The following is a 13,183-nucleotide window of genomic DNA, read 5'->3' as shown; positions in this document are numbered from 1 at the left end:
CGTCCCTAGCCGGAGAGGCCCATGTTTCAAAGTTTGAGTGATCGCCTGTCGCATACGCTGAAGTCGATTACCGGCCAGGCCAAGCTGACGGAAGACAACATCAAGGACACCCTGCGCGAAGTGCGCAAGGCGTTGCTTGAAGCCGATGTCGCGCTGCCGGTGGTCAAGGCCTTCATCGAGCGAGTGCGCGAACGTGCCGTCGGTCAGGAAGTGTCCAAGAGCCTGTCGCCGGGCCAGCAGTTCGTCAAGATCGTCCAGCAGGAGCTGGAAGCGATCATGGGCGAAGCCAATGAAGGTCTGACGCTCAAGGGCAGTCCGGCCGTCATTCTGATGGCAGGCCTGCAGGGTGCGGGCAAGACGACCACCGTCGCCAAGCTGGCACGCTACCTGCGCGAGCGCGAGAAGAAGAAGGTGCTGGTGGTCTCGGCCGACGTCTATCGCCCGGCCGCCATCGACCAGCTGGAAACGCTGGCCAAGGAAGTCGGGGTCGATTTCTTCCCCTCCGACTCCTCCCAGCAGCCGGTGGCCATCGCCGAAGCGGCGATGAAGCACGCGCGTATCCAGTTCCACGACGTGGTGCTGGTCGATACCGCCGGTCGCCTGCATGTCGATGCCGACATGATGGACGAGATCGCCGCCCTGCACCGCAGCGTCAATCCCGACGAGACGCTGTTCGTCGTCGATGCGATGACCGGTCAGGATGCCGCCAACACCGCCAAGGCCTTCCATGAAGCCTTGCCGCTGACCGGTGTCGTGCTGACCAAGGCCGACGGTGATGCGCGTGGCGGTGCGGCCCTGTCCGTGCGTCACATCACCGGCAAGCCGATCAAGTTCATGGGCATGGGGGAGAAGGTCGACGCCCTCGAACCCTTCCACCCGGACCGGATCGCCTCGCGCATCCTCGGCATGGGCGACATGCTGTCGCTGATCGAGGAAGCCGAGCGCACCGTCGACAAGAGCAAGGCCGAGCAGCTGGCCAGCAAGGTCAAGAAAGGCGAAGGCTTCGATCTCGAGGACTTCCGTGACCAGCTCCAGCAGCTCAAGAACATGGGTGGCATGGGCAGTCTGATGTCCAAGCTGCCGGGCATGGGTCAGCTGGCGGAAGTCGCCCAGAGCCAGGCCAGCGAGAAGGAGTTGGGCAAGCTCGAGGCGATGATCAACTCCATGACGCCCAAGGAGCGCCGCAACCCCGACCTCATCAATGGGTCGCGCAAGCGCCGCATCTGCATGGGCTCCGGTACCCAGGTGCCGGACCTCAACCGTCTGCTCAAGCAGCACAAGCAGATGGCCAAGATGATGAAGAAGGCCGGCAAGAAAGGTGGCATGCAGAAGATGATGCGTGGCATGTCCGGCATGATGGGCGGTGGCGGTGGTCCTGGCGGCCCCGGTGGTATGGGTGGCATGGGCGGTATGGGTGGCCCCGGCGGCATGGGCGGCGGACGCTTCCCGCGTCGCTGATTGCTGACCCGATGCCCGATGCAGCGCTGATGAGACATGGGCGCTGACACCAGGAATTGCGCTCCGTGGCACGTCCCGTGCCACGGAGCGTGTGTATGGCCTTGGAAAAAGGTTTCCAAGGCTTGCCAATTTCCGTAGAATGTCGCCTCTTCGTGTGGACCCTCCATGCGAAGACGAGTTCTGTGGCACGATTTTCACTTCAACACGAAGGACAGATTACGCAATGGTTACCATTCGTCTGGCACGTGGTGGCGCCAAGAAGCGTCCCTTCTACCACCTCGCTGTGGCTGATTCCCGCACAGCCCGTGATGGCCGCTTCATCGAGCGCGTCGGCTTCTTCAACCCGGTCGCTCGCGGCCAGGAAGAGCGTCTGCGCGTCGATCTCGAGCGCGTCGCTCACTGGCAGCAGCAGGGCGCACAGGTCTCTGACCGTGTCGCTCAGCTGATCAAGGAAGCTGGCAAGCAGCAGGCTTGATTCCAGAATGCCTACTCAACCGAACAACCCGCAGCCGACCGCAGCATCATCGCATGACGATGATGTCGTGGTAATGGGGAAGCTTACCAGCCCCTATGGCGTCAAAGGCTGGCTCAAGGTGTATTCCTACACCAGCCCGATTGATGGCATCTTCGATTACGCTGGCTGGATGCTGAAGCTGGACGGGAAGCAGATTCCCGCCCGCCTCGCTCAGGCACGTCGCCATGGCAAGGGCCTGGTGGCACAGCTCGAAGGTATCGACAGTCGCGAAGCAGCACAGGAGCTGGCCGGGGCGGAGATTCTCCTGCCCAAGCAGCACCTGCCGCAGCTGGAAGTCGGTGAGTACTACTGGCATCAACTGGAAGGTCTCGAGGTGGTAACGCTGGATGGCCAGCGCCTCGGGAAAGTGAGCACCCTGATGGAAACCGGTGCCAACGACGTTCTGGTGATAAAGCCGAACGACGACAGCATCGATGAGAAGGAACGGCTCGTGCCGTACCTTCCCGATCAGGTGGTTCGCGATGTGGATCTCACCACTGGGCGCATGAGCGTCGACTGGGATCCCGAATTCTGATGTTAAGCACAGAGAGCTGACGCCTGTGTGGATTGGTGTAGTGAGCCTGTTTCCGGAAATGTTCACGGCGATTACCGCCAGTGGCGTGACCGGCCGAGCGGTCGACAAGGGCCTGCTCGAGGTCGATTTCTGGAATCCTCGCGACTACGCCACCGACAGGCACCGTACGGTCGATGATCGTCCCTACGGCGGTGGTCCCGGCATGTTGATGAAGGTCGAGACCCTGCGTGGCGCCATTCGTGACGCCCGCGCCGCTGGCGGTGACAACGCTCGTGTGATCTATCTCTCCCCGCAAGGCCGCAAGCTGGATCAGGCCGGTGCCCGCGAACTGGCGACGCAAGAGCGTCTGATCGTGGTGGCCGGACGCTATGAAGGCATTGATGAGCGCGTGGTGGAAGAGGAGATCGACGAGGAGTGGTCGATCGGCGATTACGTCCTGTCTGGCGGGGAACTGCCGGCCATGGTCCTGATCGATACGGTGGCACGCCTGGTGCCGGGCGTACTCGGGCATGAAGCCAGCGCGGAGGAGGATTCCTTCACCGATGGCCTGCTCGATTGTCCGCACTATACCCGCCCTGAAGTCATCGACGGCAAGCGGGTGCCGGATGTTCTGCTCAGTGGCAATCATGCCCTGATCAAGCGCTGGCGGTTGCAGCAGTCTCTGGGACGTACCTGGCTCAGGCGTCCGGATTTGCTGGAGAGTCGCACGTTGACTCGTGAGGAGCGCAAGCTGCTCGACGAGTTCATCGCGCAGCACGCCCGGAAAGGCAAGGCCTGACCGCTGCGAACCGAAGGTTCGCAGTCAGGAGAAGGCCGCCACCGTGGCGGAGGTGCGGCACGGCCCGGAGTCATCTTGCGGGAGTTCCGTGGCGCGTCACACACAAGGTCGATCCCCGTGTTCAAGGCCGTTTGCGGTGCCGGGGTCATGACGAACATCAATCCCAGGGTTGATGCTAACGAATTTGGAGCTAGCGATGAGCAGCAAGAATAAACTGATCCAGGCGATCGAAAACGAGCAGATGGCCAAGGAAATCCCGGCCTTTGCACCGGGCGACACCATCGTCGTCCAGGTCAAGGTCGTCGAAGGTACTCGCGAGCGTCTGCAGGCCTTCGAAGGCGTGGTGATCGGCAAGCGTAACCGCGGTCTGAACTCCGCCTTCACCGTCCGCAAGATCTCCCACGGTGTGGGCGTCGAGCGTACCTTCCAGACTTACAGCCCGCAGGTTGCCGCTATCGACGTCAAGCGTCGTGGTGACGTCCGTCAGGCCAAGCTGTACTACCTCCGTGAGCGTAGCGGCAAGTCTGCACGCATCAAGGAAAAGCTGGGCTAAGCGCTCCGCATTCCCTGACTGCAGAACTCGGCAGTACTGCGGGGGAGCGAATTGCCACTTGCTCCTCCGCCATATGAAGACCCCGCCATGCATCGCATGGCGGGGTCTTCGTGTTTGTGCACCAGGGAAATCCGCTATGACTTGCAGCGGGTTCATTTCATCGTCAGGGCATCACGGTAGAATCGAGGCTCACGCAGGCCAGGTGCCGCGGTACATGATGGCCACGGCGAGCGCGGATGGCGCGTCATTCAGGACGGGGAAGCGGGAATGATGGACGACGATGCGTTGGTCGAGGCCTTTCTCGATACGTTGTGGCTAGAGCGGGGTGCCAGTGACAATACGCTCGGCGCCTATCGCAGTGATCTCACGGCCTGGCGGCGCTGGTTGGCCGATCAGGCGGAGACGGGCGCTGACACGGTGCCGTTGCTGAGCGTGGCACCGCAGCAGGTGCAGGCCTTCTGTGACTCGCGGCGTGAGTCACATGCGCTGCGCTCCACGGCGCGTCTGCTGTCGGCATTGCGGCGCTTCTATCGCTGGGCGCTGGCCGAAGGCATGATCGAGGCGGACCCGCTGCATGAGGTACGCCTGCCGCGCGTGATTCCCAGCCTGCCGGGCACGCTGGATGAGGAGGAGGTCGAGCGCCTGCTGGAGGCACCGGATCTCGAGACGCCCATCGGGCTGCGTGATCGCACCATGCTCGAAGTGCTCTATGGAGCGGGCCTGCGCATCAGCGAGCTGGTCAACCTGAGTGTCGATGCGCTCAATCTGCGCCAGGGTGTCGTGCGTGTCACCGGCAAGGGCGATCGTGAGCGGCTGGTGCCGCTGGGCGAGGAGGCCTGTGACTGGTTGTCACGCTGGCTGTCCGTTGGCCGACCTGCGATGATGGCCGACCAGACGCGTCCGGCACTGTTTCCCGGCCGACACGACAAGGCCATGACGCGACAGACCTTCTGGCATCGCATCCGGCGTCACGCCGTGACTGCGGCCATCAGCAAGCCTCTGTCACCGCATACGCTGCGCCATGCCTTCGCCACGCACCTGCTCAATCACGGTGCCAACCTGCGTGTCGTGCAGCTGTTGCTGGGACATCGTGATCTTTCCACGACCCAGATCTATACCCATGTGGCCCAGGCGCGTCTGGAGCGTCTGCATGCCGAACATCATCCGCGTGGCTGAGTGTCCTTCCCTCTGCGCGCGGACGCCAAGGAGTGTTTGATGAGCAAGTCTTTCCGTCGTCCGCAGGCCCTGTCCCGTGCGATCCGCCTCCTGAGCGCCGGCGCCGTGCTGACGCTTGTGGCGCCATTGGCCCAGGCTGATGCGCTGGATGATCTGCGCGACAAGCTCGTCGTCAATGGCCAGCCGCTGCCGGTCGAATCACTGGCCTCAAGCCCCATCGACGGCCTCTATGAGGTGCGCCTGACCAGTGGCGAGAGCTTCTTTACCGATATCGACGGCAAGCATCTGATCGTGGGTGAGATGTACCGCAATGATGGCGACAAGGGGCTGGTCAATCTCAGCGAGCAGAAGGCCAATGGCGAGCGCCTCGAGCTGCTGGCCGAGGTCAGTGAAGATGATATGGTCATCTTCCGCCCGGCGGGTGAGGTCAAGGCGGTGATCAGTGTATTCACCGATACCACCTGCCCGTATTGCCGCAAGCTGCACCAGGAAGTGCCGGAACTCAATGCACGTGGCATCGAAGTGCGCTATCTGGCCTTCCCGCGCGGTGGCATGCGCTCGCAGGGCGCGCGTGAGCTGGCGCAGGTGTGGTGTGCGGACAATCCCACCGAGGCGATGAACCAGATCAAGAATGAAGGCGAAGTGCCCAAGCAGGCGGCCAGCTGCGATGCGCCGGTGCAAAGCCAGTATCAGCTGGGCACGCGCATGGGAGTGCAGGGTACCCCGGCCATCGTGATGCCGGATGGCCAGATGGTGCCGGGCTACCTGCCCGTGGAGCGTCTTGCCAGCATGCTGGGCATCGATGACTGAACCACAGGCGACAAGACTGCGCGTTGACAGGGCGTCCTGCCTTGCTACCGTGGTCACGACAGACGTACGTGCAGGATGTCTGGATAATAGACCGACGTGAGATCGGCAAGGCCGTCGCTGACAGTGGCGCGGCCCTCAAGGCTGGATACCGTAACAAGAGAGGAAAGCGACGTTGAAACCGGTGAAAGTAGGAATCTGTGGTCTAGGGACCGTAGGCGGCGGCACTTATAACGTGCTGATTCGCAATGCCGATGAGATTGCGCGTCGTGCTGGACGCCCGATCATCGTCGAACAGGTCGGCGCACGACGCGACAATCCTGACTGCGATATCACCGGCGTCAGCCGCACGCACGACATCTTCGAGGTCGCGCGCAATCCCGAGGTCGATGTGCTGGTCGAGCTGATCGGCGGCTACGATGTCGCCTATCAGTTGGTGATGGAAGCCATCGCCAACGGCAAGCATGTCGTGACCGCCAACAAGGCGCTGATCGCCGTCCACGGCAACGAGATCTTCCGTGCCGCCGCCGAGAAAGGCGTGATGGTGGCCTTCGAAGCCGCAGTGGCCGGTGGCATTCCCGTCATCAAGTCGCTGCGTGAAGGCCTGGGTGCCAACCGCATCCAGTGGCTGGCCGGCATCATCAACGGCACCGGCAACTTCATCCTCAGCGCGATGCGTGATGAAGGTCGCAGCTTCGAGGACGTGCTGGCCGAGGCGCAGGCGCTGGGCTATGCCGAAGCCGATCCGACCTTCGATGTCGAAGGCATCGATGCCGCGCACAAGCTGACCATCCTGGCCTCGATTGCCTTCGGCGTGCCGCTGCAGTTCGACAAGGCCTACACCGAAGGCATCTCGCGCATCACGGCCGAGGACATCGAGCAGGCCGATAACCTGGGCTACATCATCAAGCATCTGGGCATCACCCGCGCCACGGCCAAGGGCCTCGAGCTGCGCGTGCATCCGACGCTGATTCCCAAGGGACGTCTGCTGGCCAATGTGCATGGCGTCAAGAATGCCATCGAGGTGATGGGCGACGCTGTCGGCCCGACCCTTTACTACGGTGCCGGCGCCGGTGCCGAGCCGACGGCCTCTGCCGTGGTCGCGGACCTGCTCGACGTGGCGCGCGATATCGCCACCGACCACCGCTACCGTGTGCCGTATCTGGCCTTCGCCGAGATCAATCAGCACGGCGACACCCTGCCGATCCTGCCGATGGAAGAGATCGAGACGGCCTGCTATCTGCGTCTGCACGCAGTGGACCGCCCGGGCGTGTTGGCGCGTGTCGCGTCGATCCTCTCCGAGCAGGGCATCTCCATCGAGGCGATCATCCAGAAGGAAGCCACCGAAGGGGAGCTGGTGCCGATCATTCTGCTCACGCACCGTGCGCGCGAACTGCACATGAACGAAGCGATTCGTCAGCTGGAAGCGCTGGTGGATGTCGCCGGTTCCGTGGTGCGCATTCGTGTCGAGGATCTCGACGACAACGCCTGATCGCGGGCAAACGGGGCGGGGCTATCGACGGTGATGGCACCGCCCCGCTGGGCAGCCGGCGCAGGCCGGAAGAGCAAGAATCATAACGGTGGCAAGAGCCACGGGAAGACACGACATGCGTTATATCTCCACGCGCGGCCAGGCGCCGGCGCTCGGTTTTGAAGATGTGGTTCTCACGGGGCTTGCCAGTGATGGCGGTCTGTACGTGCCGGAAACCCTGCCGCAGTTCAGCGCCGATGAGCTGACGGCGATGGCCGGTGAGTCCTACGCGGAAATCGCCTTCCGTGTCATGAAGCCCTTCGTCGATGGCGCCATCGATGGCGAGACCTTCCGTGACATCGTGCGCGAGACCTACGCAACCTTCAGTCACGATGCCGTCGTGCCGCTCAATCAGCTCGACAGCAACCATTACCTGCTGGAGCTGTTCCACGGCCCGACACTGGCCTTCAAGGATGTCGCGCTGCAGCTGCTGGGTCGCCTGCTGGATCACTTCCTTGCCAAGCGCGGCGAGCGTGCGGTGATCATGGGCGCGACCTCCGGTGATACCGGCTCCGCCGCCATCGAGGGCTGCCGTGCCTGCGATCATGTGGATATCTTCATTCTGCATCCGCACAACCGTGTCTCCGAAGTGCAGCGCCGCCAGATGACCTCCGTGCTGGCGCCCAACGTCTTCAACATCGCCATCGAAGGCAACTTCGATGATGCCCAGGCGATGGTGAAGGCCAGCTTCGCCGATCAGGACTTCCTGAACGGCACGCGTCTGGTCGCGGTCAACTCGATCAACTGGGCGCGCATCATGGCCCAGACCGTCTACTACGTGGCCGCCGGTGTGGCGCTGGGCGCTCCGGCGCGTCAGGTCAGTTTCACGGTGCCGTCGGCCAACTTCGGCAACATCTTTGCCGGCTATCTGGCCTCGCGCATGGGGCTGCCGGTGCGCCAGCTGGTGATCGCCACCAACGCCAACGACATCCTGCATCGCACCATCTCCTCCAATGACTTCTCGCGTCAGGAGCTGAAGGCGACGCTGGCACCGTCGATGGATATCGTGGTGTCCTCCAACTTCGAACGTCTGCTGTTCGAAGCCTATGGCCGCGATGGTCAGGCGATCCGTGAGCTGCTCGAGCACTTCTCGCGGGAACCGGCAGCACTGGCGGATGCCCCGCTGGCGAAGCTGCGTGAGCTGTTCTCCAGTCACAGTGTCGATGACGAGACGATCCTCGAGGTCATCCGTGAGGCGCACCATCGCACCGGCGAGATTCTCGATCCGCATACGGCAACCGGCTATCGTGCGGCTGAGGTCTGCCGTACCGATAGCGCGACGCCGATGATCACGCTGGCGACGGCGCATCCGGCCAAGTTTGCCGAAGCCGTGGCGCGTGCCGGCTTTGCTGGCGTCGATCTGCCGCCGCATCTGCATGACCTGCTGGAGCGCGAGGAGCGTTACAGCGTACTGCCGGCGGAGTTGGCGGCAGTGCAGGACTTCGTGCGCGAGAATCGCCGCGGGTGATTGCAGCAACTGCCGGTTGGCCCGCTCGGGGTGATCGGCAGTCATCTTTTCATGGCCGTCATGTCTGCAGTCCGCTGCCGAGATGACGGCCATGTCGTTTGTCAGGAGCTCTCCATGTCTGTCACTTCCCCCGTGTCGCCCCCATTCTCGCAAGATTCCATGAGTCGTCCGGACGAGCGCACGCTTGCGGCCAGCATTGCGCGGGTCATTCAGCCGCGCGTGCGTGACGAGCGTCTCTATCAGCAGGGCATCGCGACCGGGCTCAGCGAATTGCAGGCACGTGTGCTGGCAGGGCGTCTGACGCTGGAGAGCTGCAAGGCGCCCCTGGAGGCGTTGGTCACGCCGGCACTCCGGCATATCGAGCATCCCGAACGGCTGGCCGATGGCCGGCGCGCGGCAGAGCGCATCGCGCGCGCCGTCGCCGAGGGGGAGCATATCGGCATCCTCACCGACTATGACGTGGACGGCATCACCTCGCATGTGGTGATGCTGCGCACGCTGACCGAGCTGTTCGATGTGCCCAACGACCGCGTGCACAGTCTGATCGGCCATCGCATCCATGATGGCTATGGCATCAGTCTGCCGCTGGTCGAGCGCATCATGACGCTGTCACCGCGTCCGTCTCTGATCGTGACCGCGGACTGCGGCTCCAGTGATGAGGCGCGTCTGGCGTTGCTCAAGGAGGCGGGGATAGAGGTGGTGGTGACGGATCACCATGCGTTGCCTCAGGAAGGGCCGCCGGCTTCCGCCTACGCGACCGTCAATCCGACACGAGATGACTGCGCCTATCCCGACGCGACCATTGCCGGCTGCATGGTCGCCTGGCTGACGATGTCATTGACCCGTAACGTCTTGATCGAACAGGGCAGGTTGCCGAGCGATGCCCCCAAGCTGTCGCCGTGGCTGTCGTATGTGGCGCTGGGGACGGTGGCGGACTGTGTGTCGCTGGGGGGCAGTGCGATCAATCGCGCGGTGGTCAATCTCGGCCTCACGTTGATCAACCGCATGCAGGAACCCTGCTGGCGCGCGATGGCAGAGCGGCTCGGGGCGGATAGCGTGCCCTTCAATGCCGAGACGCTGGCCTTCCAGATGGGGCCGCGTATCAATGCCCGCTCGCGTCTGGATGACCCGTACGCCGCGCTGCATTTCATGTTGGCGCGGGAAGATGGCGCAGCGCAGCGTGCACTGGAAGTGCTCGATCAGGACAACCAGTCACGCAAGGCGATCGAGGCCGAGATGGTGGAGTCGGCGCGTGCCCTGGCGCTCACCTCCTTGCGGGAAGGGCATCAGGTGATCGTGGTCCACCTGGAGGATGGTCATCCCGGGGTGCAGGGCATTGTCGCTTCGCGCCTGGTGCAGCAGTTCGGGCGACCGACCGTCGTGCTGACACCAGCCGCGGTGCCCGGCATGTTGACGGGCTCCGGACGCTCCATCGAAGGATTGCACCTGCGGGATGCGCTGCAGCGTGCCCATGATCTCGCGCCGCAGTGTCTGCCGCGTTTCGGTGGGCATCGCGGCGCCGCCGGCGTGGGCTTGCCGCTGGCGGAAAAGGATACCTTCACTCGTGCCTTGCAACAGGCAGCCGCGGAGCAGTTGGGGGAGAGGGCGCTCAACCCCTTGATTCTCAGCGATGGTGAGCTGGTGGAAGGGCAGTTGAGTCTGGAAACGCTGGATGAGCTCGAGTGTCTGGCGCCCTTCGGGCGTGAGTTCGAGGCGCCTCTCTTCGAGGGCAGCTTTCTGGTCGAGAGCCTCAGGCCGGTAGGTGCCGATGGCACGCACCTGTCATTGGAACTTTCGCTCGGGCGTACGCGCCTCAAGGCGATCTGGTTCCGTGCGCTGTCGCCGGGGGAATCGCCGGCATTCGGCGTTGGGGCCTCTCTGAAGTGTGCTTACAAGTTGTCGCGCAACCGCTGGCGGGGGAGGGAGTCACTGCAGTTGATGCTGGAGCACGCAGTGCCTGCATGAGCTTGTTTGAATTGACAGCGATATCTGGCCAAAAAGCTCTTGCCATCAAGCCGATTCCTGCGTAAAGTACGCATCCGCTGCCGGGGACGCATGGCGTTACCAGCGGTGAAAGAGGTTTGCAGGTGATTGTTTTTCTTGATGTTTTGAAGTCCGCTTCGACATCATCGATTGACAATCCCGGGCGATTCGCTAGAATACGCCGCACTCCTTACGGAACAGGTGGTCGAGCAACGCTCCTCACCGCTTGATGATGCTTAGAGGCAGTCGACCGACTCATCATCAAGTGCTTGACTTCTCAAGCGTTCCGGGTAGAATATGCCTCCTCGCTTAGCAGCGACGCTCTTTAAAAATTTGATCAGGTAATTCGTGTGAGCGCTTGCCGATGAGTGGTGACAAGGTCACCAAATATCGGAGCAAGCCTCTCACGAGAAGTTTGACTCTGAACCAAGTTTGGTCTGCTTAACAGACTATCAAGCTTTCAACTGAAGAGTTTGATCATGGCTCAGATTGAACGCTGGCGGCAGGCTTAACACATGCAAGTCGAGCGGAAACGATCCTAGCTTGCTAGGAGGCGTCGAGCGGCGGACGGGTGAGTAATGCATGGGAATCTGCCCGATAGTGGGGGACAACCTGGGGAAACTCAGGCTAATACCGCATACGTCCTACGGGAGAAAGCAGGGGATCTTCGGACCTTGCGCTATCGGATGAGCCCATGTCGGATTAGCTTGTTGGTGAGGTAATGGCTCACCAAGGCGACGATCCGTAGCTGGTCTGAGAGGATGATCAGCCACACTGGGACTGAGACACGGCCCAGACTCCTACGGGAGGCAGCAGTGGGGAATATTGGACAATGGGCGAAAGCCTGATCCAGCCATGCCGCGTGTGTGAAGAAGGCCTTCGGGTTGTAAAGCACTTTCAGCGAGGAAGAACGCCTTGGGATTAATACTCCCGAGGAAAGACATCACTCGCAGAAGAAGCACCGGCTAACTCCGTGCCAGCAGCCGCGGTAATACGGAGGGTGCAAGCGTTAATCGGAATTACTGGGCGTAAAGCGCGCGTAGGTGGCTAAGTCAGCCAGGTGTGAAAGCCCCGGGCTCAACCTGGGAACGGCATCTGGAACTGCTTGGCTAGAGTGCAGGAGAGGAAGGTAGAATTCCCGGTGTAGCGGTGAAATGCGTAGAGATCGGGAGGAATACCAGTGGCGAAGGCGGCCTTCTGGACTGACACTGACACTGAGGTGCGAAAGCGTGGGTAGCAAACAGGATTAGATACCCTGGTAGTCCACGCCGTAAACGATGTCAACTAGCCGTTGGGTCCCTTGAGGACTTAGTGGCGCAGCTAACGCAATAAGTTGACCGCCTGGGGAGTACGGCCGCAAGGTTAAAACTCAAATGAATTGACGGGGGCCCGCACAAGCGGTGGAGCATGTGGTTTAATTCGATGCAACGCGAAGAACCTTACCTACCCTTGACATCCAGAGGACTTTCCAGAGATGGATTGGTGCCTTCGGGAACTCTGAGACAGGTGCTGCATGGCTGTCGTCAGCTCGTGTTGTGAAATGTTGGGTTAAGTCCCGTAACGAGCGCAACCCCTATCCTTATTTGCCAGCGAGTAATGTCGGGAACTCTAAGGAGACTGCCGGTGACAAACCGGAGGAAGGTGGGGACGACGTCAAGTCATCATGGCCCTTACGGGTAGGGCTACACACGTGCTACAATGGCAAGTACAAAGGGTTGCAATACTGCGAAGTGGAGCCAATCCCATAAAGCTTGCCTCAGTCCGGATTGGAGTCTGCAACTCGACTCCATGAAGTCGGAATCGCTAGTAATCGTGGATCAGAATGCCACGGTGAATACGTTCCCGGGCCTTGTACACACCGCCCGTCACACCATGGGAGTGGACTGCACCAGAAGTGGTTAGCCTAACCTTCGGGAGGGCGATCACCACGGTGTGGTTCATGACTGGGGTGAAGTCGTAACAAGGTAGCCCTAGGGGAACCTGGGGCTGGATCACCTCCTTATCGACACTGTCTATCGCTCGCGGCAAGTGCTCACAACGAATTACCTGATCAAGTTAGTTTATCGAGTAGTAGTGTCGGGTCTGTAGCTCAGTTGGTTAGAGCGCACCCCTGATAAGGGTGAGGTCGGCAGTTCAAATCTGCCCAGACCCACCAAAAGCTTCGTGCTTTTGTCGACACGGTTTTGCCGACTTTGGGGCCATAGCTCAGCTGGGAGAGCGCCTGCCTTGCACGCAGGAGGTCAGCGGTTCGATCCCGCTTGGCTCCACCATGAAAGTCCGGTTCAGCTTCTACTACCTGATAACGCTGCACAGTCCACAGTGACAAGCATATCGCCTTCCTCGTGAAGGTTGTGTGACTTCTCACTGTTCTCTGAACAGC

The 13,183-nt window shown here is 61.5% G+C and carries 10 protein-coding genes, 2 tRNA genes and 1 rRNA gene; all 13 read left to right on the top strand.

Annotation, left to right across the window (positions count from 1 at the left end):
• The first annotated feature begins 21 nt into the window (after positions 1-21).
• The gene (ffh, locus tag LCW13_RS15925) at positions 22-1,458 is read left to right on the top strand and encodes a signal recognition particle protein (RefSeq protein ID WP_054557273.1); all 1,437 of its coding nucleotides are present in this window, start codon (positions 22-24) and stop codon (positions 1,456-1,458) included.
• 223 nt (positions 1,459-1,681) lie between these two features.
• The gene (rpsP, locus tag LCW13_RS15920; RefSeq protein WP_043336448.1) at positions 1,682-1,933 is read left to right on the top strand and encodes a 30S ribosomal protein S16; all 252 of its coding nucleotides are present in this window, start codon (positions 1,682-1,684) and stop codon (positions 1,931-1,933) included.
• 7 nt (positions 1,934-1,940) lie between these two features.
• Positions 1,941-2,507 (top strand): ribosome maturation factor RimM, encoded by a 567-nt coding sequence (gene rimM / locus LCW13_RS15915; RefSeq protein ID WP_082388946.1) that lies wholly within the window; start codon positions 1,941-1,943, stop codon positions 2,505-2,507.
• A gap of 25 nt (positions 2,508-2,532) precedes the next feature.
• Positions 2,533-3,285 carry a tRNA (guanosine(37)-N1)-methyltransferase TrmD gene (gene trmD, locus LCW13_RS15910; protein WP_043336440.1) on the top strand — a complete coding sequence of 251 codons (753 nt, stop codon included), beginning with the start codon at positions 2,533-2,535 and terminating at the stop codon, positions 3,283-3,285.
• 196 nt (positions 3,286-3,481) lie between these two features.
• Positions 3,482-3,838, top strand: coding sequence for a 50S ribosomal protein L19 (rplS, locus tag LCW13_RS15905; protein ID WP_043336437.1), 357 nt, complete (start codon positions 3,482-3,484; stop codon positions 3,836-3,838).
• 270 nt (positions 3,839-4,108) lie between these two features.
• The gene (xerD, locus tag LCW13_RS15900) at positions 4,109-5,014 is read left to right on the top strand and encodes a site-specific tyrosine recombinase XerD (RefSeq protein ID WP_225348189.1); all 906 of its coding nucleotides are present in this window, start codon (positions 4,109-4,111) and stop codon (positions 5,012-5,014) included.
• A 39-nt stretch (positions 5,015-5,053) separates the two neighbouring features.
• Entirely contained in the window at positions 5,054-5,824 is a 771-nt protein-coding gene (locus LCW13_RS15895; RefSeq protein WP_213114777.1) for a DsbC family protein, read from the top strand.
• A 172-nt stretch (positions 5,825-5,996) separates the two neighbouring features.
• A complete protein-coding gene (locus tag LCW13_RS15890; RefSeq protein ID WP_225347368.1) occupies positions 5,997-7,313 on the top strand; it encodes a homoserine dehydrogenase in 1,317 nt (438 codons plus the stop codon).
• Between the two features lie 115 nt (positions 7,314-7,428).
• Positions 7,429-8,820, top strand: a complete 1,392-nt coding sequence (gene thrC / locus LCW13_RS15885; RefSeq protein WP_225347367.1) for a threonine synthase — start codon at positions 7,429-7,431, stop codon at positions 8,818-8,820.
• A 159-nt stretch (positions 8,821-8,979) separates the two neighbouring features.
• On the top strand, positions 8,980-10,785 hold the full coding sequence (locus LCW13_RS15880) for a single-stranded-DNA-specific exonuclease RecJ (protein ID WP_225348188.1): 1,806 nt from the start codon (positions 8,980-8,982) through the stop codon (positions 10,783-10,785).
• Positions 10,786-11,264: 479 nt separating this feature from the next.
• Positions 11,265-12,805: ribosomal RNA gene (locus LCW13_RS15875) — 16S ribosomal RNA — on the top strand.
• A 76-nt stretch (positions 12,806-12,881) separates the two neighbouring features.
• Positions 12,882-12,958, top strand: a tRNA-Ile gene (locus LCW13_RS15870).
• 39 nt (positions 12,959-12,997) lie between these two features.
• Positions 12,998-13,073: transfer RNA gene (locus tag LCW13_RS15865), tRNA-Ala, on the top strand.
• Positions 13,074-13,183 lie beyond the last annotated feature (110 nt).

The organism is Cobetia amphilecti (genome assembly GCF_020217465.1).
Lineage (GTDB): Bacteria > Pseudomonadota > Gammaproteobacteria > Pseudomonadales > Halomonadaceae > Cobetia > Cobetia amphilecti.
Note: the sequence above shows the minus strand (reverse complement) of the source record. Positions and strands in the feature narration are given on the sequence as shown.